Source organism: Bacillus sp. T-10(2022) (genome assembly GCF_056502895.1).
In genome coordinates, this window is record NZ_CP113518.1 from 2,775,931 (window position 1) to 2,798,946 (window position 23,016).

At 38.9% G+C, this 23,016-nt stretch carries 23 protein-coding genes and 1 pseudogene; 17 read left to right on the top strand and 7 right to left on the bottom strand.

Features of this window, described 5'->3' with window-relative positions:
• Positions 1–6 precede the first annotated feature (6 nt).
• From kdpB to OSJ91_RS13610, 4 genes are all read left to right on the top strand, one after another.
• Positions 7–2,046 carry a potassium-transporting ATPase subunit KdpB gene (kdpB, locus tag OSJ91_RS13595; RefSeq protein WP_485891806.1) on the top strand — a complete coding sequence of 680 codons (2,040 nt, stop codon included), beginning with the start codon at positions 7–9 and terminating at the stop codon, positions 2,044–2,046.
• Between the two features lie 29 nt (positions 2,047–2,075).
• Positions 2,076–2,633, top strand: a complete 558-nt coding sequence (kdpC, locus tag OSJ91_RS13600) for a potassium-transporting ATPase subunit KdpC (RefSeq protein ID WP_485891807.1) — start codon at positions 2,076–2,078, stop codon at positions 2,631–2,633.
• A 57-nt stretch (positions 2,634–2,690) separates the two neighbouring features.
• Complete coding sequence (locus tag OSJ91_RS13605; RefSeq protein ID WP_485891808.1) at positions 2,691–5,006, top strand: histidine kinase; 2,316 nt, start codon at positions 2,691–2,693, stop codon at positions 5,004–5,006.
• 118 nt (positions 5,007–5,124) lie between these two features.
• The gene (locus OSJ91_RS13610) at positions 5,125–6,924 is read left to right on the top strand and encodes a S9 family peptidase (protein ID WP_350302870.1); all 1,800 of its coding nucleotides are present in this window, start codon (positions 5,125–5,127) and stop codon (positions 6,922–6,924) included.
• A 162-nt stretch (positions 6,925–7,086) separates the two neighbouring features.
• Here OSJ91_RS13610 and OSJ91_RS13615 read toward each other — a convergent pair.
• A pseudogene (locus OSJ91_RS13615) lies at positions 7,087–7,335 on the bottom strand (SUMF1/EgtB/PvdO family nonheme iron enzyme); the annotation flags it as partial.
• Between the two features lie 292 nt (positions 7,336–7,627).
• Between OSJ91_RS13615 and OSJ91_RS13620 the strand changes: the two are divergent.
• From OSJ91_RS13620 to OSJ91_RS13640, 5 genes are all read left to right on the top strand, one after another.
• On the top strand, positions 7,628–8,425 hold the full coding sequence (locus OSJ91_RS13620) for a DUF2935 domain-containing protein (protein ID WP_485891809.1): 798 nt from the start codon (positions 7,628–7,630) through the stop codon (positions 8,423–8,425).
• A 255-nt stretch (positions 8,426–8,680) separates the two neighbouring features.
• Positions 8,681–9,331, top strand: a complete 651-nt coding sequence (locus OSJ91_RS13625) for a GntR family transcriptional regulator (protein WP_350302652.1) — start codon at positions 8,681–8,683, stop codon at positions 9,329–9,331.
• Between the two features lie 113 nt (positions 9,332–9,444).
• On the top strand, positions 9,445–10,233 hold the full coding sequence (locus OSJ91_RS13630) for an SDR family NAD(P)-dependent oxidoreductase (protein ID WP_485891810.1): 789 nt from the start codon (positions 9,445–9,447) through the stop codon (positions 10,231–10,233).
• A gap of 34 nt (positions 10,234–10,267) precedes the next feature.
• A complete protein-coding gene (locus OSJ91_RS13635; RefSeq protein ID WP_485891811.1) occupies positions 10,268–11,020 on the top strand; it encodes an SDR family NAD(P)-dependent oxidoreductase in 753 nt (250 codons plus the stop codon).
• Positions 11,021–11,072: 52 nt separating this feature from the next.
• Entirely contained in the window at positions 11,073–11,858 is a 786-nt protein-coding gene (locus OSJ91_RS13640) for a glucose 1-dehydrogenase (protein WP_485891812.1), read from the top strand.
• Positions 11,859–12,077: 219 nt separating this feature from the next.
• On the opposite strand, the gene OSJ91_RS13645 is transcribed toward OSJ91_RS13640, so the two are convergent.
• On the bottom strand, positions 12,078–12,233 hold the full coding sequence (locus OSJ91_RS13645; protein WP_082609346.1) for a DUF4021 domain-containing protein: 156 nt from the start codon (positions 12,231–12,233) through the stop codon (positions 12,078–12,080).
• 230 nt (positions 12,234–12,463) lie between these two features.
• Here OSJ91_RS13645 and OSJ91_RS13650 point away from each other — a divergent pair, with 230 nt between their 5' ends.
• Positions 12,464–13,114, top strand: coding sequence for a lysozyme family protein (locus OSJ91_RS13650; protein ID WP_485891813.1), 651 nt, complete (start codon positions 12,464–12,466; stop codon positions 13,112–13,114).
• 73 nt (positions 13,115–13,187) lie between these two features.
• Here OSJ91_RS13650 and OSJ91_RS13655 read toward each other — a convergent pair whose 3' ends face one another.
• From OSJ91_RS13655 to OSJ91_RS13670, 4 genes are all read right to left on the bottom strand, one after another.
• Complete coding sequence (locus tag OSJ91_RS13655; protein ID WP_485891814.1) at positions 13,188–13,739, bottom strand: DUF402 domain-containing protein; 552 nt, start codon at positions 13,737–13,739, stop codon at positions 13,188–13,190.
• Between the two features lie 235 nt (positions 13,740–13,974).
• Positions 13,975–14,475, bottom strand: coding sequence for a VOC family protein (locus OSJ91_RS13660; protein ID WP_402902278.1), 501 nt, complete (start codon positions 14,473–14,475; stop codon positions 13,975–13,977).
• 247 nt (positions 14,476–14,722) lie between these two features.
• On the bottom strand, positions 14,723–15,136 hold the full coding sequence (locus tag OSJ91_RS13665) for a VOC family protein (RefSeq protein WP_485891815.1): 414 nt from the start codon (positions 15,134–15,136) through the stop codon (positions 14,723–14,725).
• A 62-nt stretch (positions 15,137–15,198) separates the two neighbouring features.
• On the bottom strand, positions 15,199–15,666 hold the full coding sequence (locus tag OSJ91_RS13670) for a DinB family protein (protein WP_485891816.1): 468 nt from the start codon (positions 15,664–15,666) through the stop codon (positions 15,199–15,201).
• A gap of 143 nt (positions 15,667–15,809) precedes the next feature.
• Here OSJ91_RS13670 and OSJ91_RS13675 point away from each other — a divergent pair, with 143 nt between their 5' ends.
• Positions 15,810–16,118, top strand: a complete 309-nt coding sequence (locus OSJ91_RS13675) for a hypothetical protein (protein ID WP_485891817.1) — start codon at positions 15,810–15,812, stop codon at positions 16,116–16,118.
• Positions 16,119–16,456: 338 nt separating this feature from the next.
• Complete coding sequence (locus OSJ91_RS13680; RefSeq protein WP_309518964.1) at positions 16,457–16,837, top strand: VOC family protein; 381 nt, start codon at positions 16,457–16,459, stop codon at positions 16,835–16,837.
• A gap of 81 nt (positions 16,838–16,918) precedes the next feature.
• On the opposite strand, the gene OSJ91_RS13685 is transcribed toward OSJ91_RS13680, so the two are convergent.
• Positions 16,919–17,239 (bottom strand): 2Fe-2S iron-sulfur cluster-binding protein, encoded by a 321-nt coding sequence (locus OSJ91_RS13685; protein WP_350302663.1) that lies wholly within the window; start codon positions 17,237–17,239, stop codon positions 16,919–16,921.
• A 275-nt stretch (positions 17,240–17,514) separates the two neighbouring features.
• On the opposite strand from OSJ91_RS13685, the gene cdaS reads away from it, so the two are divergent.
• The 5 genes from cdaS (at position 17,515) to OSJ91_RS13710 (ending at position 22,757) form a co-directional block, all read left to right on the top strand.
• Positions 17,515–18,135 carry a sporulation-specific diadenylate cyclase CdaS gene (gene cdaS, locus OSJ91_RS13690; protein WP_350302664.1) on the top strand — a complete coding sequence of 207 codons (621 nt, stop codon included), beginning with the start codon at positions 17,515–17,517 and terminating at the stop codon, positions 18,133–18,135.
• Positions 18,136–18,389: 254 nt separating this feature from the next.
• On the top strand, positions 18,390–19,136 hold the full coding sequence (gene map, locus OSJ91_RS13695) for a type I methionyl aminopeptidase (RefSeq protein WP_101222117.1): 747 nt from the start codon (positions 18,390–18,392) through the stop codon (positions 19,134–19,136).
• A gap of 244 nt (positions 19,137–19,380) precedes the next feature.
• Positions 19,381–20,133, top strand: a complete 753-nt coding sequence (locus OSJ91_RS13700) for a PadR family transcriptional regulator (RefSeq protein WP_350302665.1) — start codon at positions 19,381–19,383, stop codon at positions 20,131–20,133.
• A 116-nt stretch (positions 20,134–20,249) separates the two neighbouring features.
• Positions 20,250–21,497, top strand: coding sequence for a GTPase family protein (locus OSJ91_RS13705; protein ID WP_485891818.1), 1,248 nt, complete (start codon positions 20,250–20,252; stop codon positions 21,495–21,497).
• A gap of 117 nt (positions 21,498–21,614) precedes the next feature.
• On the top strand, positions 21,615–22,757 hold the full coding sequence (locus OSJ91_RS13710) for an acyl-CoA dehydrogenase family protein (protein ID WP_485891819.1): 1,143 nt from the start codon (positions 21,615–21,617) through the stop codon (positions 22,755–22,757).
• The last annotated feature ends 259 nt before the right edge of the window (positions 22,758–23,016 follow it).

Here is a 23,016-nt window from a genome sequence, read left to right on the forward strand (position 1 = left end):
TTTCAAATGAGCATAGAGCAAATAGCGAATGTAAATAAGAATATTGTTTACGAGGCTGGTAAAGATGCACTCAAAAAAATGAATCCAAGAGTTATGTCACGCAATCCAGTCATGTTTGTAGTAGAAGTGGGGTTTGCCATTACGCTTCTTCTATCAATATTTCCTGCGCTTCTTGGCGGAGTGTCTGATAGGGGGTATAACGTTGCAGTAACCATCATTTTATTCGTAACGATCATTTTTTCTAATTTCGCCGAAGCTCTAGCAGAGGGACGTGGAAAAGCACAAGCCAATAGTCTCAAAAAGACAAAGCAGGATGCTAAAGCTAGGTTGATTCAAAAAGATGGTTCCGTAATGATAGTCGATGCCTTGCAATTACGCAAAGGCGATATGGTTTTAGTGAAGGCAAACGATATAATACCGTCGGATGGAGAAATCATTGAAGGAGTGGCCGCTATCGATGAATCAGCGATCACGGGTGAATCGGCATCCGTAATAAAAGAACCTGGGGGAGATTTCAGTTCGGTAACAGGAGGTACAAAAGTCATCAGTGATTTTATCAAAGTTAAAGTCGGTGCAGACCCTGGTGAATCCTTCCTTGATCGCATGATCAATTTGGTCGAAGGAGCAAAAAGGCAAAAAACACCGAATGAAATCGCACTTGGTACATTACTGATTAGCTTAACCATCATCTTTTTACTTGTATGTACCACTCTGGTACCGATTGCGTCATATATTCAAGTTACCCTTCCAACCGCTACCCTGGTAGCTTTGCTGGTTTGCCTGATCCCCACAACAATCGGGGGCTTACTCTCGGCGATAGGAATAGCAGGTATGGATAGGGTAACTCAATTCAATGTAATTGCAAAGTCTGGAAAATCGGTGGAAGCCGCAGGTGATATCAATACGATCATCCTTGATAAAACAGGAACAATAACACATGGTAACCGGATGGCATCTGCCTTAATACCGGCTATCGGCATTAGTCAGGAAGAGCTTAACCAATATGCCGTATACGCATCTTTACATGATGAAACCCCTGAGGGCCGGTCTGTTTTGGAATTAGCCAAAAAAAATGGATTACCTGAAAAATGGCTGGATAAAAACGGTACTGAAGGTGTTGAATTTACGGCGGAAACCAGAATGAGCGGAACGGACTTTCCTGACGGGAAAAGGGTCAGAAAGGGTGCAGTTGATACGATAATGAAATATATAGTGCATCAGGGAGGGAAAGTGCCTATCGGTTTGAAAGACACTTGTGATGAAGTGGCCAAAAAAGGCGGCACTCCATTGGTTGTCACAGAGGGAAGCCGTATACTCGGCACAATATATTTGAAAGATACAGTGAAGCCAGGCATGAAGGAACGTTTTGACGAATTAAGAAAAATGGGTATTAAAACCATAATGTGCACAGGAGATAACCCGTTAACAGCTGAAACAATCGCCAAAGAAGCAGGTGTCGATGATTTTATCGCCGAGGCTAAGCCAGAAGATAAAATCTCTGTCATCAAGCGGGAACAAGAGGATGGCAAGCTTGTTGCCATGACTGGAGACGGTACAAACGATGCGCCAGCATTGGCGCAGGCAGATGTGGGATTGGCGATGAATACAGGGACAAACGCGGCGAAGGAAGCCGCTAATATGGTGGATTTAGATTCAGATCCCACCAAAATCATTGAAGTGGTAGCCATTGGCAAACAGCTGCTCATGACCCGGGGGGCATTGACAACCTTTAGCATCGCTAATGATGTAGCTAAATATTTTGCGATAATCCCAGCCATGTTCATGCTGGCGATACCTCAAATGAAAGCCCTGAACATTATGGGATTGGCGACACCCCAAAGTTCCATATTATCAGCTTTAATATTTAACGCCATCATCATTCCATTGCTTATCCCTTTGGCTATGAAAGGTGTTAAATATCTTCCTATGAGCGCAACAAGATTATTGACCAGGAATTTGTTCTTGTATGGATTAGGAGGAGTGTTAGTCCCCTTCTTGGGAATTAAATTAATTGATTTGCTTCTTGTTGTCTTAAAAGTGGCTTGAAAATATAAATTATGGGTGGGTGGAAATCCATGTTGAAAAATATCAGATTGGTTTTGGTGCTTCTAATCATTTGTGGGATGGCATATCCGATTTTGATGACGGGAATGGCACAGTTGATGATGCCCGCAAAAGCAGAGGGCAGTTTAATTAAAAATGAATCTGGTGAATGGATCGGTTCGGAAATGATCGGTCAATCTTTTAAAGATCCTGGGTATTTTCATGGCCGTGTTTCTTCTATTGAATATGATGCGGCTGGTTCAGGTACGCCGAACTTTGCTTCTTCAAATGAGGGATTCATAAATCGGACAAAAAAAGACATTTCAAAGTTTTTAAAAGAAAACCCTGCTATCGATAAGGCGGATATACCATCTGACTTAATGACGAATTCGGGTTCAGGACTTGATCCCAATATTTCCCCTAATGGTGCGAAGGTACAGGTTCCTCGTATTGCTCTCGAAAGGGGATTATCTGAAAAAACAGTATACCTTCTAGTGGAAAAACATACGAGCAGCCGATCAATTGGGATTTTTGGTGAACCCCGAATTAATGTTTTGGAGTTGAATATGGCATTGGATGAATTGAAATAACTATGTTCTGGAGAGTTTAGTAGACTCTCCTTTTAATATAATAATTGGAGGGCTAATATGTCGGAACAATTTCGAAGGAAAACACCAGATGAAATTCTAGAGTCGATTTCCAATATCAAAAGGGGAAGGCTCAAAATTATACTTGGTGCGGTAAGCGGTTCAGGCAAGACCTACCAAATGCTGCTTGAAGGAAATGAATTAAAGAAACGTGGGATTGATGTAGTTGTCGGTGTGGTCAACAAGTCCTGTAGTCCTGGAACACTTAAACAATTAGGCAGTCTTGAACTTATTCCCACTATAGAATGGGAGCAAAATGGACACATAGAACAGGATATTGATTTAGATAAGATTTATAAACGGAATCCCGAAGTTGTTTTAATTGATCGATTGGCACATGAAAACCATATAAATGCAAAAAACGCCACCCGTTTGGATGATGTTAAGGAACTGATTAATCATGAAATCAGTGTCATTACGACCATAAATATTTATGAGTTGAAAGGAGTGAAGAAAGTCGCAGAGCAATTACTGAATCTTTCACTTCACGTAGAGGTTACGCTTCCAGAAGATACATTGACAAAGGCTGATGAAGTACGTTTATTGGACGTCACACCTGAAGCCATATTAAAACGTCTGCAAAAAGGGGAAATAAGTGAAAAAGACAAAGGTCCATTACAGTTTTACAACAATGGTAATCTAGCCACTCTTAGGGAATTGTCACTTCGGTTTTTAGCGGAAGAAGTGGAAGAGGACCTGATTGAACAAAGGGAACAAGAAGGGCTATTGGGGCCTTCTGGTGCTACGGAACGAATATTGGTCTGTGTACAATATCATTGGAATGGCTCCATATTAATAAGAAGAGGAGATCAAATTGCCAAGCGGTTGGGCGGTGAATTTTTAATCGCCAGCTTTATCCCACTATCAAAAAAACTATCAAAAGAGGAAGAAATCTTTAAAAGCTCCATGCAAAAACTGGTCAATAAATTAAATGGGAGTTTTTTTGAGATTATAATGACTGGAGACGAAATAGCAGAAGAAATAGTCGGATTTTCCATGCAGCATCAAATAACACGAATTATCTTGGGTCAATCAAAAAAGCCAGTGTGGGAAGAAGTGGTCAACGGTTCAATAGTCAATAAAATAATGAGAAAGTCAAAAAGCATCGATGTATATATTATGGCAGACCGTGTAAAAGCATTTGGCGAGAGGATCATCCCCGCAATCAAGACGGAAAAAAAGAAGAAAAATCCTTATCGCAGACTCTCCCCTGATGAAATGCACGATAAAGTGGAACGGGTGAAAAAAGGGACATTTAAGATTTATCTCGGAGCTGCTCCTGGTGTTGGTAAAACCTATACAATGCTAAGGGAAGCAAATCAATTGAAGGAAAACGAAATTGATGTAGTGATTGGACTATTGGAGACCCACGGTCGAAAAGAGACAATTGCCCAAGTGGGAAATTTGGAAATCCTGCCTAAAAAACTAATTCGATATAAAAACGTATTATTGGAGGAAATGGATCTAGATACCGTTATCATTCGGAATCCTGAAGTGGTCTTAATAGATGAATTAGCACATACGAACGTACCGGGAAACAAAAATCAAAAAAGATATCAAGATGTAATGACCATTTTGGACGCTGGAATATCGGTTATTTCCACGATGAATATTCAACATATAGAAAGCTTGAAAGATAGTGTAAAGCAAATTACAGGTGTTTCTGTAAGAGAAACAGTACCTGACAACATTCTCCAATTATCGGATGAACTTGAGTTGATCGATATTTCACCAAATGCGCTTAGAAAAAGGATGGAGGAAGGTAATATATATGCCATGGATAAAGTGGAACAGTCCCTTGGCCATTTCTTCAAGACAAAGAATCTTATAGCGTTGAGAGAACTTGCGCTCCGTGAATTGGCGGATGATGTGGATGACAGATTAGAATCAATGAAACGTAAGGAAGGAGTAAGGGGGCCATGGAGAAAAGATGAAGTGATATTTGTCTGTGTCAATCTTAGAGAGGATTCTGAGCGTTTAATTAGAAGGGGGTTCCGTATAGCCTACCGACTTAAAGCGGAGTGGTATGTTATTTTCGTCAAACATCAATATGAAATGCAATCTGATGAAAAGTTGATACTTGATAAACTGTTAAGCCTTACACATCGCTTAGGAGGCATTTTTGAAATATATACAACCAGGGATAGACGATCTGTGTTCAAGGAGATCAAGAAACAATTACAGACAAAAAAAGCAACACAAGTCATTTTAGGACAATCAGCAAGAACGAGATGGCAAGAAATTATGGGTGGATCTATTGTAGCTCGTCTTCTACGAGAAGTCAGACATCTTGATGTTTTGATCGTAGCTGATTAATTCATTTATCAGGCAGCAATTTTTTGCGGGAGTTTATTTACCTGTAGTTACAAGGAAAAATATGGTATAATTATTTACGGATATTTCTTAATATTATAAAAGTAAGGGGTTGCCAATGATGATCACTTTTCCAAAACCTGATGTTGAGCAATTTTTACGAACTTTTTCCATTGCTGATTTTGCCGTAAGTCCAGATGAAAAACATCTGGTTTTCAGCACCAATTTGAGCGGCAAGTATAATTTATGGGGAATGGATTTGCCAAACTCCTTTCCTTATCCGCTTACAACCATTGATCAAAGCTGCCAAGCACTGATATATGATAAGAAAAGCCGGTTCATAATTGCTGGTTTCGACCAAGACGGTAATGAAAATACCCAGTTTTACGGTGTTCCTTTGAATGGCGGGACAATGAAGGAAATCGTTCATCATGAAAATACACGTAATTTCATGCCGAAATTATCCAATGACAGTAAAAAGCTTTATTACACGACATCCAGAGGAAATGCTTCCTTTCTAAATGCCTATTGTTTAGATTTAGAATCAGGACAGGAAAAGCTGGTATTGGAGGGGAAGGATGCAGCGACCTATTTATTTGGCTTCAGCCCTGATGAAGAAACCTTACTTTACTATAAACACTTTTCCAATACAAATACGCTTCTATATGCAAAACAAGGGAACGAAGATATCCTGCTCACTCCGCCCACTGAGAAACAGCATACAGTGAATGATGGTGTTTTTGTTTCGGATTCGATGATATATTTATTGACTGATTATGATTCGGACTTTACCTATTTGGCTTCATACAACCTTGAAACAAACAAATTCTGTAAAGTTAAAGAATTGGAGAATGAGAGTTTTACTGCCATTAATTATAGTAAAGAGAATCAACTTTTATATATAACCAGTCAAAAGGGTGTAGAGGATCAATTATATGAATTCAATCTGCAAAATGAAAATTGGAGAAACATCCCCGTACCATGCAGCGTCATTAATAAGCTTGAGGTTGCTGCATCAGGCACGCTTTACTTATTTGGCATGGGCGCAACAAAGCCTCATAATATCTATAAAAATACAGGTGATGAGTGGGTATCATTAACTAAATATACTGTTCCTGGCGTCGATTCTGATGAATTGGTTGAACCCGACATCATTACATACACTTCCTTTGATGGCCTGGAGATCGAGTCGTTATTTTTTAGGGCAAAAAAGGAAAATGACAATGGTGAAGTCATTTTTTGGCCTCATGGAGGACCTCAAGCGGCAGAACGGAAGTCCTTCAGAGCTTCATTTCAATTTTTCCTGAATCACGGTTACAGTATTTTTGCGCCAAACTTCCGCGGTTCTACTGGTTATGGCTTGGAATTCACGAAAATGGTAGAGGGAGATTGGGGAAATGGGCCACGACTTGATAATGTAGCCGGCCTTGATTGGCTAATAGACCAAGGATATGCACAAAAAGGTAATATCTTATTGATGGGCGGAAGCTTCGGAGGGTATATGGCACTTCTGCTGCACGGACGACATGCAGATTATTTTAAGGCAGTTGTCGATATTTTCGGTCCATCCAACCTCTTCTCATTTATCAATTCCGTTCCAGAAGACTGGAAGCCAATCATGGATCAGTGGGTAGGAAATCCGGAAAAAGATAAAGAAAAACTAATCGAGTATTCACCTATCACCTATTTAGAATCGATGATAAAGCCAATGCTTGTCATTCAAGGAGCAAACGATCCCCGTGTCGTCAAAGAGGAATCAGATCAAATCGTTCAAGCCTTGAAGGATAAAGGAAGAGATGTCGATTATATGCTTCTAGAAGATGAAGGACATGGATTTTCCAAAAAAGAAAATGAAATTGCCGTCTACCAAAAAATACTTTCATTCTTAAAGCGATTCACAGCAGTAACAGAGAAGGTATAATCAAGCATCTAAATACTTCATTTATTTAAATTAGAAACCCTGCAACTCACGTTCAAAGTGATGAAGCAGGGTTTTTCTTGTTGTAAAACTGGATGTTTATTTTGTTCAGCGGTTTGGGGTGTATGTAAATAGGGGATTTAAAATTCAGAATTCCCCATTTTTAGAATAACACTCTCCCAGTCCAGCTTTCTGTGAAAGTAGATTACAAAAAGAAATTGCATCATTCCAAGAAATATTCACAACAGGTTTTAGATTCCGATCAAAAAAATTAGGTGATTTATTTGTAATGGCATAGTAGAAATCCACAGTAACAGGATAACGGGCAAGTAGGAACGGTCTTATTTCAGCTTTCCATTCGCTTTTAATTCTATCGTCCCTTAATTTTATTTCTCCTCCTGGAATTTTCTCCATTGGATAGTCAATGTAACTTATTAATTCTTTTGACAATCTACCTGCCTCCTACCGACTTTAATTTGAAAATTTCACTACTTTCAGAACGATTAAATCAATATAAATATAAGGTTGGTTTAAATTTGTATTAAGCAACTCCAATACCACATTAATTTGTTGGTGTGAGAGCAATCTGCTGGTATAGGATCAAGTTAAGGCTTCATTACGCCTTATATAATTTATATTAATATGTTTGTAGGTTTAGGAATATTATAAGTGAGTTTCTTATACTTTAAATTATGGGGGAGAGAAAATGAACGAGTTTTTGGAGAAAACAGCAAGATTCGAACATCGGTTTTGGCTGCAAATCTTAGGAGACCATGCGAGGTTCATCCATGAGTCTTTAGCTCCGGTTGAAGTGGAAAACATTGAAATTGCCTCTGAATTCATTCAAGTTTTTGATGCTCTCCTTGGTAAAGCCAATTCGGAAGAGATTTCGCAACTTACTGCCATCGCAGAAGAAGAGACATTAAGATTTCGGGAGTTTAAGTTAAGCCTGATTAAAGAACACCTGGTAGGTAAAATAAAAATACATCTTTCACCCTCATTCCTTAATCATATGGTGAACGAATTAGAAGAATATTTAAGATTATTGAAATACTTCAATTCAGATCAAATGCCGCCGCTTTTTCATGAACTTCATCATCATTTAGTTTGGCTGTTAGATGCAGCAGGACATGCAGGTGCAATATCATCCAATATGGATGAAGTTGAAAAAAGATTAAAAGAGAAAAGTGACCAATATAAAAAACATTTTAATGATTTTTATTTTAAAGCTGTTGAAATGGCTGGATTTTTACGAACCAATCTGTCAACATTCCCAGCATTGGAAAAAATGAATGCGGACGTCACATTGGAAATTAAATTCTTCCAGCACTTCCTGCTTGAATTGGAGGAGCTTGACCTTAGTGCGCAGGCTCTTGGAACGCTTTCGCCATTAATGGCAGATCATATGTGGCGTGAAGAATGTTATTATTTAACGAAACTCGCTGAATCGACAGACACGGAAAAGCCAAACTGCGATCCAGCGAAACCGAGGCTAGTTGATTAGAAAGTACACATGGAGCCCTTTATATTAAAGGGGCTCTAGATCTGTTGCATTTTAACCCTAAAATCAGTAGGGTATGTATAACTCTTCGAACCAAGCGATTGGACATTAAGTCTTTTTGAGCTTTTCCATATAGGAAAATATGTTTTTCTTGGCTGGTTAGCATTAAGGATGTAATTTTTAAAGGAAGTTAATTCCTATCCTTATGTTATACTAAAACAACCACAATTAATTATAGAAGTATAGGAGTGCTGAAAGATGTTTGGAAATACTTCCAATTTAACAGATGGCATTTATTTTGGAGAATCGTTACCACAACAAATCGCTAAACATATTTTAAAAAAAATCATTGAAGGTGAAATAGAAGCTGGAGAGAAAATCGTCGAAGAAGACATTTCCAAAGAATTGAATACTAGCCGTGCACCAGTACGCGAAGCCCTTTATCTACTGCAGGTTGACGGTATTGTTGAGAGAATTCCGAGGCGGGGAACGATCGTCAAGCCATTTTCACAAAGGGAAATCATTGAATATAATGATGCTACGATCGGACTGATCCAGATGGGCATTGAATTTTCCCAAGGGAATTGGCACGCAGAAAATAAGCAATCATTACGAAAGCATTTGGAAAGCGCAACAGATGAGTGTGAAAAAGGTAATGTTATCGAGTATCAAAAAAGGGCTACACAGATATTTCGATATATTTTTTCAATCGCAAATAATAAAGCATTATCAAGATTTTTTGAAGAAGCCAGTCATATCCTCATGGTTTTTGCCCAAAGTCAATGGAATACAGAAACGATGGAAAGCTTCCATTTTAAATTAAAGATGTCCATTGAGGCCATTCTAGAAGATGATTTAGTTAAAGCAAAAAATGAAATTCATGAAGCCCTGAATCGTGGAGTGATGTAGAGTCTTTGACTCTAAAACCAAATTGTCGACAATCGACAAAAAGAATGTTATTATGTAATCGTATTCAAGCAAGAATATTATCACCAAGATCAAAGGGAGAAAGGGAGAATAATATGCAAGCATTTGATTTTACAGAAAAAGTAGCAATTGTTACCGGCGGCGGCGGGGGTATCGGCCGGGCAGCGTCTATTACACTTTCAGAAAATGGTGCCAAAGTGGTTGTTGTAGACCTTTCCGAAGAGGCTGGCATGCTAACGGTAAATAAAATCAAAGAAAAAGGCGGCGAAGCGAAATTCGTTAAAGCTGATGTTACAAGGGAAGACGATATAAAAAATTATGTTCAAAAAACGATAGATTTCTATGGGAAAATCGATATTTTCTTGAATAATGCAGGTTGGGAAGGCAAAATAATGCCGCTTATCGACTATCCTGCTGAGGTTTTCGATCAATTAATGTCAATAAATGTACGCGGTGTTTTCTTGGGCATGAAACATGTATTGCCCCATATGATTGAACAAAAAAGCGGGGCGGTCGTGAATACAGCTTCTGGAGCTGGTTTACTGGCAACGCCAAACATGGTGGCGTATGGCGCTAGTAAACATGCGGTTCTAGGAATGACGAAAACAGCTGGTGTCGAAGTTGCTCCACATGGTGTCCGGGTGAATGCCGTCTGTCCAGGTGTCGTCAACACGGCTATGATGCGGTCGATTGAAAGCGGATTTGGTCAAGGAGATTCCGCGGCAGCTGAAACGGCTAGAAAACAGTTGGAAGCAACGACTCCGGATGGCAGGTATGCTGAGCCGCAGGAAATTGCAAATCTAATGATGTACTTAGTATCCGATCTTTCCAGCCACATTACGGGTCAAGAACTTGTAATCGACGGAGGGGCCATTTTAATCTAATAAGCAACGAACTTTGTTATAGGGGGACGAATACATGAGTTTACTAGGAAAGGTCATAATAATTACAGGAGCGGGCAGCGGAATTGGGAAGGAAACGGCATATAAATTAGCTGACCAGGGAGCTATCGTCGTAGCTGCAGATTATAATGATATTGCCGCTAAAGAAACGGCAGAATCTATTCAACAAAAGGGAGGCACGGCATCTTTTGTGAAAGTGGATGTAGCTAAAGCGGAAGAAGTGGAAGCGATGGTCGAAGCTGCAATTGCCAATCATGGCACCATCAATGGCATTTTCAACAACGCTGGAATTGGACTAGTAAAACCATTTTTGGAGATGGATCCAGAATCATACCACAGAGTAGTTGATGTTGACCAACACGGTGTTTATTATGGCATGTATTATGCAGCAAGGAAGATGGTCGAGCTTGGTGTAACAGGCGCAACGATCGTTAATACAGCCTCAATATATGGGACGATGGTTTCTATTGGCAGCTTTAATTACCATGCTGCAAAAGCAGCAGTCATCGCGATGACTAAATCCGGTGCAATTGAACTTGCGCAATATGGGATTCGCGTTGTCGGTGTTGCACCAGGTTTTATCGAAACGCCGATCATTGGTGAAGATCCAGAGTTCCTGGACAGTTTGGCACAACTTCATATGAGGAAAAAATTGATTCAGCCAGAAAAAGTTGCTGAAGTTGTAACGTTCTTGTTCTCTGAAAAAGCGGATGCCATTAATGGACAAGTCATTCCTGTTGATGATGGATTCTTAAGCTTTAAGGGCTAATCAATATAATCAAATACAATTTCGAGATAACTTAAAAAGGGAGTTTTGACATATGAGCAAACGATTCGATGGCAAAGTTGTAATCATTACTGGGGCAGGGTCAGGTTTAGGACAAGCAGCCGCATTGGAAATGGCTAAAGAAGGGGCAAAACTTTCATTAGTTGATTTAAACGATGCATCTTTGGAATCGACAAAAAAATTAATCTTGGAAATTGCACCACAATCGGAAGTGCTCCTCGTCACTGCAGATGTATCGGATGAAGAAGCAGTAAAGAAGTATGTAGACCAAACAGTCAGCAAATATGGCAGAGTCGATGGATTCTATAATAATGCGGGTATCGAAGGTAAACAGGCCCCTATGGCTGAATACGATAGCAACGTTTTCAACAAAGTAACGGACATCAATATCAATGGTGTATTCTATGGTATGAAATACATTCTGCCAATCATGAAGGAACAAGGCTCAGGGGCAGTCGTGAACGTGGCTTCTGTAGGCGGGATTCGTGCTGTGCTTAACCAAGCTGCATACGTTGCAAGTAAACATGCTGTAGCAGGCTTAACAAAGACTGCTGCCATAGAATATGGTCAATATGGTATCAGCATAAATGCCATTGCACCAGGAGTAATCTTAACAGCGATGGTAGAGGGATCATTCAGGCAAATAGGCGGAGAGAATTGGGAAGAAGCAATGGCGGATTTCGTCAGTGTGAATCCTAAGAAACGCTTCGGTAAACCTGAAGAAGTCGGCCGTTTAGTCGCCTTCCTGTTATCAGGGGAATCAGAGTTCATCAACGGTGTAGTCATTCCGATTGATGGCGGACAATCTTCACAATACTAATTGAGCAAGGGAGTGACAGTAGGTCACTCCCTTTTTAATCGTATCCTTTTAGTTAATGACCAAATGAGTTTAAATTTGGACAAAACGAAGACTTTCTCGGTTTTCGTTTTTTTGCATATTCAAAAATCAGTTCATATGAAACTATATACGAACTTTTAGAATATGAACACATAGAAAAACGCCATATAAAGGATTTGCAAATTTTCAAGGAACCCATCGTTACTTTTCTTTATCGTGTAGCTTATCTTCATATTCAGTTTCCAGCATACCATACAGACCATTCATTTCTTGTTCATCTGGATCTGCCCCAAACTCGTTTCTATATTTTTTCTTTTTATCATCAAGGATTTCTTCTTTTTCATTCTTCTTGTCCATACATATCACCTCCAACCAGTAGGGTGTCTCATAGTCAGATAAAATATGCACTGTGTGACTTTGTTCCTTTTAAGATTTTTGCGGTTAAGTTTAGAATTGAAGAAAATATATTAATTTCAATTACTGATAATCTCATTTGCAGAACATTTAATTGGGTATTCTAAATAGTTATTAGTCTTACTATTTGTTAAGATATAAATATATTAACTTATAGATATCGGAGAGAGAATGTGAAGAAGAAGAAACGTAAGAAATCAAAGAAAGTTTTTACCATTTTTATCCTGGTTTTTGCATTTTTGCTCATTAAGGAGATTATGCAAACCCCCTATTCCGAAAATGTTACCACATCAGTAAATACGCTTGATTCTTTTGCGAACGTGAAAAAGTATAGTTCACTTCTGCGAGACGAGTTGGCTAAATACGGACTTGAGGAGCATACTTCGACATTGATTGCTTTGATGCAGCAGGAAAGCCGAGGACGGGGCGGTGACCCAATGCAGGCATCTGAGTCAGCGGGCCTTGATCCAAATACAATCACAGATCCAACGGAAAGCATTAAGTATGGAGTGAAACATTTTAAAAGGATCAATGAATATGGCAATGAAAAAGGCGTGGATTTTGCCACGATCCTTCAAGCATATAACATGGGAATTGGTTATATTGATTTCATTGCGAATGAAGGGGGTAAGCATAATGAAGAGCTTGCAAAGAAGTTCTCCATGCTTCAGGTCGAAAAAAACCCCACGCTCTATGATTGCGGCGGTGACAAAGATAATTTTCGATACCCATATTGCTACGGTGACTACTCATACAGTGCGAAGGTATCTAAGAACATTGAGGATCTTGCCGACAGTATATCGGCTCAAGCTGATGGTGAGTGATGGAGAACAAAAAGCCTACTGAATGTAGTAGGCTTTTTTTCATGTTGTCGAGTTTAAAGAATCAAAGCCAATGTCATTTGTTGTTCAGCAATGAAAGGAGGTCTTTATGTTTAAAGAGCTTCTCGGATTCTGAAATGGTTTGTGAAAGAAGAATATCAATGGAATCAAGTAAAGAGATTAGAACTTGTTTAACATAACCACTCTCAAATTGCTCTAATGGCACAGGTAACTCTTCCTCGTCTAAAATAAAATGTGCCCCACCCGGAAGCACCAAGATATCAATGATCAAATCCTCAAAGGATACCAACTTATCCGCCATATATGTATTTCTTACAATATTAAAATAGGATCCTAAATAGTTTCCGTCGTTATCTCTCCAAATGTATAAATTATAAGGACGGTCTTTCCAATAATAAGCAATCGTATAACTGCCTATAGGAATGGTTAATTTTATATGACCCGCTTTCATCGTGAACGAATCCATGATTTCATGAAAAAGCACGACATGTTGATTTTTTGCTTTTAACAGCAAACAGATATGTTCTACTACTATGGAGTCGTAGCGGATTTTTCTTTCTATGATTTCATCGCCATGTTGTAGTGCTGTTATAAATATATTGTCCATTGTTTCTATTTCTCCCTTAAAAACCATCTAGATCATTTATGATATTATACTTAAGAAAGTTTATCCTTACTAATAGGGAAATCGCCAGGAAAATCCGGATTAAAACTTTTAGGAAATTTAGATATCAAAACCTAATTTCATACCTGCAATACCGAAAAACTAGGCTTTAGTTACTTCAAAATCGTATACTTTTCAGGAATGAATACAACTTACTTGATAGATGTTTCTTAGGGACCTATCCTATATACGCCTGCTTTAAAGTTTTAATGTCGATTTTCTTCATTTGGAGCAGCGCTTTCATTACTCTTTCCGATTTTTCAGGGGCGGAGTCGTTTACCATCTCGGTTAGATTTTCAGGGACAATTTGCCATGACACACCAAATCGATCTTTCAGCCAACCGCACACTTGCGCCTTTTCATCTCCGCCTTCGGATAGTTTTTCCCAATAATAATCCACATCTTCTTGGTCCTCGCAATTGATGATAAATGATATTGCCTCGGTGAATTTGAATTGCGGACCGCCATTTAATGCTACGAATGCTTGTCCGTCCAGTTCAAACTCCACGGTCATCACTGATCCCTCTGGCTTCCCGTGGATTTGATTTCCTGCATTTCCATAGCGAGTGATTCTTCCGATCTTAGAATTTTCGAATATGGAAGTGTAGAAATTCGCCGCCTCTTCAGCTTGTGTATCAAACCACAAGTTGGTTGTAATTTTTTGAATTTTATTTTTCATGATTTTTCTCCTTTATTGTTTTTCATGTTAGCCAGGAAAACGGTACCCTATTACTATATACCATTTATCATGACCCAAGAAAATTATGTAAGGGTTAGTGTAACGTTTTGTGTATTCTAACCCATCATTTAACTAATCCCCTTAATCCTATGCGAGTTACAATATCCTTGCCTCACGGTGATTGAAACACACAAAAGGATATAGAAACTTCTCACCAGTGAAAAGTCCTATATCCAAATTTCGTTTCTCAGCTCTCGGAGTTAAATTGCCATTGGATCCCGAATTTATCGGTTAACTGACCGTAAATTTTACTCCAGAATGTTTCTTGGAGCTCTAGCCCAACCTTGCCGCCTTCACTTAATTTGTTAAAAATCGATTTAATTTCATCTAAATCATTACTGACATATGCCAGGCTGATATTGTTTCCTTCTACAAAAGGCATACCAGGAAAAGTATCTGAAAACATGATATTGCTTCCACTAATATTTAGCCTTGTATGCATGACTAGATCTTTCGCTTCTTCTGGAAGGGGAAATTCCGGATTAGGCGGTGTTTCCCCAAAGGTCATGATATTTGGTTGTTCCGTTCCAAAAACCTCTGCGTAGAACTCTACTGCTTCTCGACAATTCCCATTAAAATTAAGATATGCATCAACTGACATTTATCTCACTCCTATTTTCTTATTTCTTATTCATTGCTCCAAATTTATTACATGATGAATTATTACCTTACGAAAAATTCCGGTGGTTCAATTCCGAGTGTTCTGAGATAGATATACCCCTGTCCCCTATGGTGGATCTCATTTTCCAAGGCATATTGAAGTCTATCAAAGTGGCTTTGTGAGGGACCGAAAAAAGGATCCTTTTCAACCACTCCAAGCGTTTCCTCGGTCATTTCCTCCCAGAGTTTCCTTGTATCATCCCTTACTACTTCGCATGCTGATACAAGTTCTTCTTTGGTAGAAATTCCGGCAAACGAATCTGGAAACTCCCAAACACCCAGTGCAATTCCACGCATATATGCAGTCTCAATGTTCATGATTTCTTTAACCATCTCTGCGAAAGGGCGAAGCTTCCCGGCCGGTGTATAATGAAACAATTCTTCTTCAGGGAAAGCTTCAAGCACCCGCAACGTCAAGCTCCTGTTGCCTTCCAATATATTTAAGAAACCCTCTTTCGATAGAACCACCATTTCACTCTCCTTTGAGAAATACTCTGTATAGAAGTTCTGTGAAAAATCGAAAAGTCCTGCAAATTTCTGTATATAAAGATTGCAAAGCTTTTTATATCTTCCGGTGTAGACTTATAATTAACACTTCCTTAAATAGAACAAAATTGATTAAAAATGATTTAAAAGGCATTGCGAAACTAATGTATCAGGATGTTTCAAAAGATACTTGGGATCAAGAGAACCTAACAAAGAGAAATTCAGATTTCACTTTTGAAAGAATTCGCTATATAGATGCCTATACGAAAAGATTATGTACTACCCAAATGGGCAGTGAACTTTTAAAGAATCATTTTGATAATTTTGTGATAAAAATAGGTGCCTATATTGGAGAAATTATAAAAAGGAATATAAATCAAGATTTTAAATGGTATGAATATGATTCTGTATATCATTTTTCTGCACTTGATGGGTGAATAGGGGCATTAAAACAGAAACCGTTCTTTCCTCCAAAAAGAGTGATAGAGTTATGGTTCCATTAACTGTGGTAGCGCAATATCTGGAAGAGAAGTCGACATATACAGATTTTTTGGAATATGTAGAAGAAACAACTAAGCAAATTCGTAAGAGATAACTGCTTTTCTAAGCAATTGTATAGGTTTCAAAAACCTCCCTAAAAATTCAATTTTGGTAAATATTGATTAAATCTTGCATTTATAATACGATTTAATCAGCTATATATTTCCAACCAACAGGATGCTTATACATAAATGATTCAATTAAAAACAAAATCATCAGAAAGGGAGAGAAGCAAATGATTAATAAAGTCGGTCAAATTATGTTATATGTAAATAACCAAGACGAGTCATTGAAATTTTGGACGGAAAAATTCGGTTTTAGCGTAATTTCTGAAGAAGATAATGGCCAAGGGCTAAGATGGATTGAAATAGCCCCAACAAAGGAAGCAGAAACGAGTATCATCCTGCATAATAAGGAATTCATTGCTAAAATGCAGCCTGAATTAAATCTTAATACACCTTCGTTAATGTTTTACTCGGATAATCTTGATGAATTATATAAAGACTTTTCAGAGAAGAATATCAAAGTGGGAGAGCTTGTAAATATGCCATCTGGAAGAGTTTTCAATTTTGCTGATAATGAAGATAATTACTTTGCGGTCATGGAAAAGAAGTAATTCTTTTGGCTAAAGATTAAAAAAACATCAAAACAATTGTTTTGATGTTTTTTGATTAAACTGCGACACTTATGAAACTATTCAGTCAGCAGGCCTTGGCCCAGCAGGAATTCCAGAGTTTTCTACCGTCTTGATCGGCCGAACGGTAATGTCTCCATTCACGTAAATTTGACAAGATAAACGTAAATGATCTTCCATTCCTTTTTCCTCAAAGATTTTTTTTTCTTTATGTGTCACCTCCAAAAAATCACCTGCCAATATTTCAACTCTGCAAGTTGTACATTTGGCCTTCCCGCCGCATCGGTGGAGAATATTTATACCGTTATCTTCCAATGCCAATACTAATTTTTTTCCCATTTCTACTTCAAACGTTCCTTGGTCAAATACTGTTACATTAGGCATCTAATACCACCTCTTATTATAGGATATCTATCAACAGGTCATTAATATATCTATTCTCTTACCTTGTCCATATGACATAAAAAAATGTGAAGTCACTACTGATTTCATAGTAAAGATGAATAATTAATTATCGTGAAGACAAACTTTAAGTACATTCATAATTATAAATTTAACAAAGCATATATAGAGCTAGGAAAAATAAGAAGGGTCTTTTAGAGGTAAATTAAGATTTATTGAAAAAAAGAGAGTGAATAATAAAGGGGAGGTGCATGCCTGTGAATAATGGCAATTGTGATTTTTCACCAATGAAACAAATGTTAAAAGAGGATTTACGACAAGTAATATCAGCATTACAGGATAACTTAGAAGCAATGGGGGATGAAAATTATTGTCTTCTTGGGAATTTCGAGAAAATAAAAGATAAATTTATATACATCGATATGAAAGCAGCTACATTTTATTTGAACTGTTATTTGTCACCGTTTACGGACAAATATCCCGAGTTATCAACTTGCGTACAAAATTTGTCGAATTTGAGACATGGCGGCTTGATTGTGATTCAACGGGGAGACCCTATTGATTCATTGATTCAACCCGGTATTTCAATAGGAGCGGAGTTAACCCATTCTTTATTGGAATCAATTTTTTTCCCTGGAAATCCACTGCATGATGGTGCCGTTTTGGTTAATAAAAATCAGATTGTTTCCGCAGCAAATGTCCTTCCGCTTTCAGACAGATCAACAGGGGGAAAAAAACTTGGAACACGCCACCGCTCTGCATTAGGTTTATCTGAACGAAGTGATGCCCTGGTATTGGTAGTATCAGAAGAAACAGGAAGAGTTTCATTTGCGTTAGATGGAAATCTGTACCCGATTAATACACATGGACCTATATAAAATTTTTGAGACAATTAAGTCCAATCGTGATTATAAATACCAGGTAATTCTCACCTGGTATATTCAATTGTGTAAAAAACGTAAACACTGGCTTCCATTTTTTATTTTTCTCGGAATTACAGGTACAAAAAAGGTCATGAATTAATCAACCCGGTGATTTTTACCGGGTTTTTGGTTGCTTTTTATATAAAAAAAGGCATATGATAAATAAGGAGTCTCAATTAGAAAAGTTATAAAACGAAAGAGGATTTTAAATGATAACCATTAAAAGTGAACGAGAAATAAATTTGATGCATGAAGCGGGCAAACTTCTTGCTGCGACGCATAGAGAAATTGCAAAAATGATAAAACCGGGCATCACGACTTGGGAAATCGAAGAATTTGTCGATAAGTACTTGGCTGAGCATGGTGCTACACCTGAACAAAAGGGCTATAACGGCTACAAATATGCAACGTGTGCGTCAGTGAATGATGTAATTTGTCACGGCTTTCCGCAAAAGAAAGCCCTAAAAGAGGGAGACATCGTAACGATTGATATGGTGGTGAACCTTAACGGCGGTTTGGCGGATTCCGCTTGGACATATGCGGTCGGTGAAGTTTCCGATGAGGCTCAGCGTTTAATGGATGTAACCAAGAATGCTTTATACAGGGGCATCGAAGTTGCACGTGCAGGAAATCGTCTCGGGGATATCGGGCATGCAATCCAGTCATATGCAGAAGGTGAGAAGTTTTCTGTAGTCCGCGATTTTACAGGTCACGGAATCGGTAAAACCATGCACGAGGACCCAACCGTCCTACATTATGGTAAGCCAGGTAAAGGTGCCCGTCTAAAAGAAGGTATGGTCATCACGATCGAGCCAATGCTGAATGCAGGAACATGGCATATGAAAATGGACCAAGACGGCTGGACGGCGAGAACGGCAGATGGAAAGCTTTCCGCGCAATATGAACATACCCTTGTCATTACAAAAGGTGAACCGATCATTTTAACGGAACAGTAAACCAAAAGAAGAAACGGCCTTATCATGGGCCGTTTCTTCTTTTTATTTTCAAACTATTTCATAATAAACCTCGACAGAATATTCAGAATCTAATCCATCCCACAATAGATCGAATCCAAAAAATTAGCACTAGGCAGTTAGGCATTAAAAACTTTACTATTATGTGGCAGCACAGGATAATAAGGGGAAGGAAGAAATATTTAATGATGTGTTATATAAACAGTATATAAAGGGGGTTTTGACAGTGAAGAAAGGGGAGAAACTGTCTGCAACGGTTGAAACTGTTGGTTTGAGCCAGCGGGAATTTTTAACGATTTTCTTACTTCACTCTTTGAGGTTAAAAGCGAATTATCCAAGGGCGATTCATCAGGACCTGAAAAATACGTTCACTGGAAAAGTGCATAGCTATGACTATTTATGTAAAATATCCAATACGCTAGTCGAATCCAATCATTTATCCTTATATACGAATAAGGGAAGAAATTATTATCAAATAACGGAGAAAGGCAAAGAGCTTTACATATGGTACCAAGAAAATTTCCTGGAACGGTTTTCCGAAGTGAAAAAGGTCATTGATCGCTTCATGTTCGATTTAAGGGGATCTGGTGAAAACCCACCGGTTGTTAATGAGCTTCCTGAAGAATACAGGTCGTATTTCTCGAAAATAATATCGGTGAAGGATCTTGTCCGTTATGTAACCTTAAAAGCCGCTTTCACTAAGAAGCCCATATACATGGGGGAAATTGGCGATCTGCTTAAAAATCAGTTCGGTTGGATCGCTTCTAACGGTTATTTATATGATTTATCTCATGAAATGGAAGAGAACGGGCTACTTGTCGGCAGGTGGGAAAGTGAAAAACGAACTAAACGCTATTTACGAATCACCGACGAAGGACAGCATCATTACAAACAGATTGCGGATTCTGCCGCCTTTCAAGTCCAGGAAGTCCAAAAATACATGGCCAGTGTCATTATGTTCTTAAAAGAAAAGAGTTAAATGAATAAAAGAAATGGGCCCCTTAATTTTGCAAGGAGAATGAAGTTACATGCTTAAATTGAATCGTTCAAGGGTAAATGTTACTTAAAACACTTCTTAACAAGGGGGAATGAGTGATGGTGGAAAAACACGATGAAATGGGAAGCATATTCAGTTTCATTAAAGGCCAGGTAGATAAGCTGCCCATTTCACAATCGAAAAAGAACAAAATGCTCGACCAGCTCTTAAAGCTTAAAACGATGACAGTTGATGCAAGGGAACCGCGAATTGCTCTTGTCGGTAGGCGTGGTTCCGGAAAATCATCACTGATCAATGCGATGTTTGGTCAGGAACGGCAATATGTCAGTTCCGTTAAGTCCGGAACGGGAAAGGGAAAATGGCTATGGTACCCGAGTGATGCCGAGCCCAAAATTCGTTTGCTGGACTCCCGGGGGCTTGGTGAGAGTGAAGCTCCTACGGAACAGTTCGAAGAAGAAACACCATTGGATGAATTGATAAAAGCGGTAACAGAAGAACAGCCTGATGTGTTTCTTTTCTTGATTAAAGCAAAAGAAACGGATTCACGGATTGAAGAAGATTTACAAGAATTGAATAAGCTGCGCAAGATCGTTAAAGAGAATCACCATTATGATGTACCAGTCATATGTGTGGTCACCCAAGTGGATGAATTAGATCCGCCACATTATAAACAAACGCCTTTTGATGCCAATCCTAAGAAAAAACAGAATATTGATGAAGCCATCGCTTTGATGTCAAAAAGATTTAAAGAGAGTGAAATACCACTTTTGAACATCATTCCTACTTGTTCATATATTGATTTTGATGATAGTGGAAATATTGAATATGATATGCGTTGGAACATAGATTTGCTGTCTGATTACTTAATTGAGGCCTTACCCAGTGAAGCGAAGCTGAAGACAGCCAAAGCGATGCAGAGCCAATTCGTAAAGAAGAAATTCGCACGGACGATAGTGGGAACGTTTACGGCAATCGCAGGTTTAATCGGTGCAGAGCCAATACCTTTTGCCGATTTTCCCATTTTGACCGGCATTCAAGGTTTGATGATTGTGGTGATTGGTTTTATCGCGGATAAAGAAATCAATACAAAAACGGCAAGTGAATTCATTGCAGCATTAGGGATCAATGTCGGAATCGGTCTCCTTGTCAGGGAAGGCGTCAGGGCTGCAGTCCGTTTCATCCCAGGAGCCGGCCTAGTCGTTTCGGGTGCGGTAGCGGGCGCAGTCACATATGGGATCGGGCAAGCAGCCATAGCTTACTTTCTCGAAAACAAAAATATTGATCAGGCTAAGGAAGCTTACAAGAACGCGAACAAAGAATATAAAAATGAAGACATCGACTCTTAATGGGCAGTTTCGAACCATAAACTACACTATGGTGATATGATAAAGTGGAGTTAGCAGTTCTGTTTCTGCTGCTGGATGGTTCAGGATTTTTGTTTACTACAGGGAGGGATGATCTTCATGTCGTTTTTTCAATCACAGAAGCAAAAAGAATATATCCAAAAATTAGAGGAAGCGATTCAGTCCTTTTCCGGCCGATCTGAGGCACTTGATGATTCTAAGGGATTTCCTTTTGAAAACATTCAGGAGTTAAAGGAATTCGGATATCCCCAATTAACGTTAGCAAAAGAGGATGGGGGGTACGGCGGTTCCTTATATGATTTTCTTCTATGCCAAGAAAAAATAGCTCAATATTGCGGCCCAACAGCCTTAGGAATAGGCTGGCATGTCGGAACCGTCCTCTCCTTAACGGAGAAGAGACCGTGGGAAAAAGATGTCATGAAAGAGTTGTTTGATGAAGTGTCTAAAGGTGCTCTAATCAATACGGCTGCAACTGAGGCTGGAACGGGGAGCCCGACGCGCGGAGGCCGACCGGAAACGATCGCTATCAAAAAGGGTAAACAATGGAATTTGAATGGCAGAAAGACTTTTACTACACTCTCTCCCATCCTTGATATTTTTCTTGTAACGGCATGGGTACCCGAGGATGAGTGTTTAGGCACTTTTTTAGTTCATCGTGATGTAACGGGTGTAAGTATAGAAGAAACTTGGGATATGATCTCCATGCAGGGGACAGGAAGTCATGATTTGGTGTTAACTGATGTCAGCCTGCCTGAAAAGAATTATGTCATGAAAAGCAATCCTGGTGAAAAAAGAAAACCTGAAGCGTGGCTATTACATATACCGGCTTGCTACTTGGGAATTGCAGTGGCTGCCAGAAATTATGCAGTCGAATTTGCGAAAACCTATTCTCCCAATAGCTTACCAGGACCAATCAGGGACCTTCCGAATGTTCAACGTACAATTGGGGAGATGGAACTGGAATTGGGGGAAGCACACCATTTCCTCTACTCTGTCGCAGAAAAATGGGTGCGGCAGCCTGAAGATCATGATGAATTATCGAAGCAATTGGGTGCTGTTAAGTTATCGGTCGTCAACAAATCGATTTCAATCGTCGATAAAGCGATGAGAGTCGTTGGAGCTAAAAGTTTACAACGAAACAATCCCCTGCAACGCTACTATAGGGATGTACGCGCAGGTCTCCATAATCCTCCGATGGATGATGCGACTATAACGATGCTCGCAAAATCCGCTCTTTATTAAGTTCGTATTCGAATATGGCACTGAAATGACTTCGTCGTTTTCAGTGTTTTTTTCTGTTCTTTTTCTAACGTTATTTTGTATTTGCGTTTCAAGTGCAGTTTTTTAGGAGGGGGCTAGTAGCTATTAGGTGTAGTCTTTTTTTTCGTACACATGTACGACTTCTAGAGTGTGGGGGAAATTAGAACTAAGCATTTATAAAGTAAGGGAGGAAAATCCAGGTATTCACAAACTTAAGAACAAACATCTGAACGAGTTAAAT

What these genes read in the sequence shown, in the direction of transcription:
- OSJ91_RS13660 (WP_402902278.1), bottom strand. Translation starts at nt 14,475, where the DNA reads ATGAAAAATAAAATTCAAAAAATTACAACCAACTTGTGGTTTGATACA.
- OSJ91_RS13605 (WP_485891808.1), top strand. Translation starts at nt 2,691, where the DNA reads ATGTCGGAACAATTTCGAAGGAAAACACCAGATGAAATTCTAGAGTCG.
- OSJ91_RS13680 (WP_309518964.1), top strand. Translation starts at nt 16,457, where the DNA reads ATGATTAATAAAGTCGGTCAAATTATGTTATATGTAAATAACCAAGAC.
- OSJ91_RS13665 (WP_485891815.1), bottom strand. Translation starts at nt 15,136, where the DNA reads ATGTCAGTTGATGCATATCTTAATTTTAATGGGAATTGTCGAGAAGCA.
- OSJ91_RS13645 (WP_082609346.1), bottom strand. Translation starts at nt 12,233, where the DNA reads ATGGACAAGAAGAATGAAAAAGAAGAAATCCTTGATGATAAAAAGAAA.
- OSJ91_RS13630 (WP_485891810.1), top strand. Translation starts at nt 9,445, where the DNA reads ATGCAAGCATTTGATTTTACAGAAAAAGTAGCAATTGTTACCGGCGGC.
- OSJ91_RS13705 (WP_485891818.1), top strand. Translation starts at nt 20,250, where the DNA reads ATGGTGGAAAAACACGATGAAATGGGAAGCATATTCAGTTTCATTAAA.
- OSJ91_RS13710 (WP_485891819.1), top strand. Translation starts at nt 21,615, where the DNA reads ATGTCGTTTTTTCAATCACAGAAGCAAAAAGAATATATCCAAAAATTA.
- OSJ91_RS13670 (WP_485891816.1), bottom strand. Translation starts at nt 15,666, where the DNA reads ATGGTGGTTCTATCGAAAGAGGGTTTCTTAAATATATTGGAAGGCAAC.
- OSJ91_RS13655 (WP_485891814.1), bottom strand. Translation starts at nt 13,739, where the DNA reads ATGGACAATATATTTATAACAGCACTACAACATGGCGATGAAATCATA.
- OSJ91_RS13640 (WP_485891812.1), top strand. Translation starts at nt 11,073, where the DNA reads ATGAGCAAACGATTCGATGGCAAAGTTGTAATCATTACTGGGGCAGGG.
- OSJ91_RS13685 (WP_350302663.1), bottom strand. Translation starts at nt 17,239, where the DNA reads ATGCCTAATGTAACAGTATTTGACCAAGGAACGTTTGAAGTAGAAATG.
- map (WP_101222117.1), top strand. Translation starts at nt 18,390, where the DNA reads ATGATAACCATTAAAAGTGAACGAGAAATAAATTTGATGCATGAAGCG.
- OSJ91_RS13635 (WP_485891811.1), top strand. Translation starts at nt 10,268, where the DNA reads ATGAGTTTACTAGGAAAGGTCATAATAATTACAGGAGCGGGCAGCGGA.
- OSJ91_RS13610 (WP_350302870.1), top strand. Translation starts at nt 5,125, where the DNA reads ATGATCACTTTTCCAAAACCTGATGTTGAGCAATTTTTACGAACTTTT.
- OSJ91_RS13620 (WP_485891809.1), top strand. Translation starts at nt 7,628, where the DNA reads ATGAACGAGTTTTTGGAGAAAACAGCAAGATTCGAACATCGGTTTTGG.
- kdpB (WP_485891806.1), top strand. Translation starts at nt 7, where the DNA reads ATGAGCATAGAGCAAATAGCGAATGTAAATAAGAATATTGTTTACGAG.
- OSJ91_RS13625 (WP_350302652.1), top strand. Translation starts at nt 8,681, where the DNA reads ATGTTTGGAAATACTTCCAATTTAACAGATGGCATTTATTTTGGAGAA.
- kdpC (WP_485891807.1), top strand. Translation starts at nt 2,076, where the DNA reads ATGTTGAAAAATATCAGATTGGTTTTGGTGCTTCTAATCATTTGTGGG.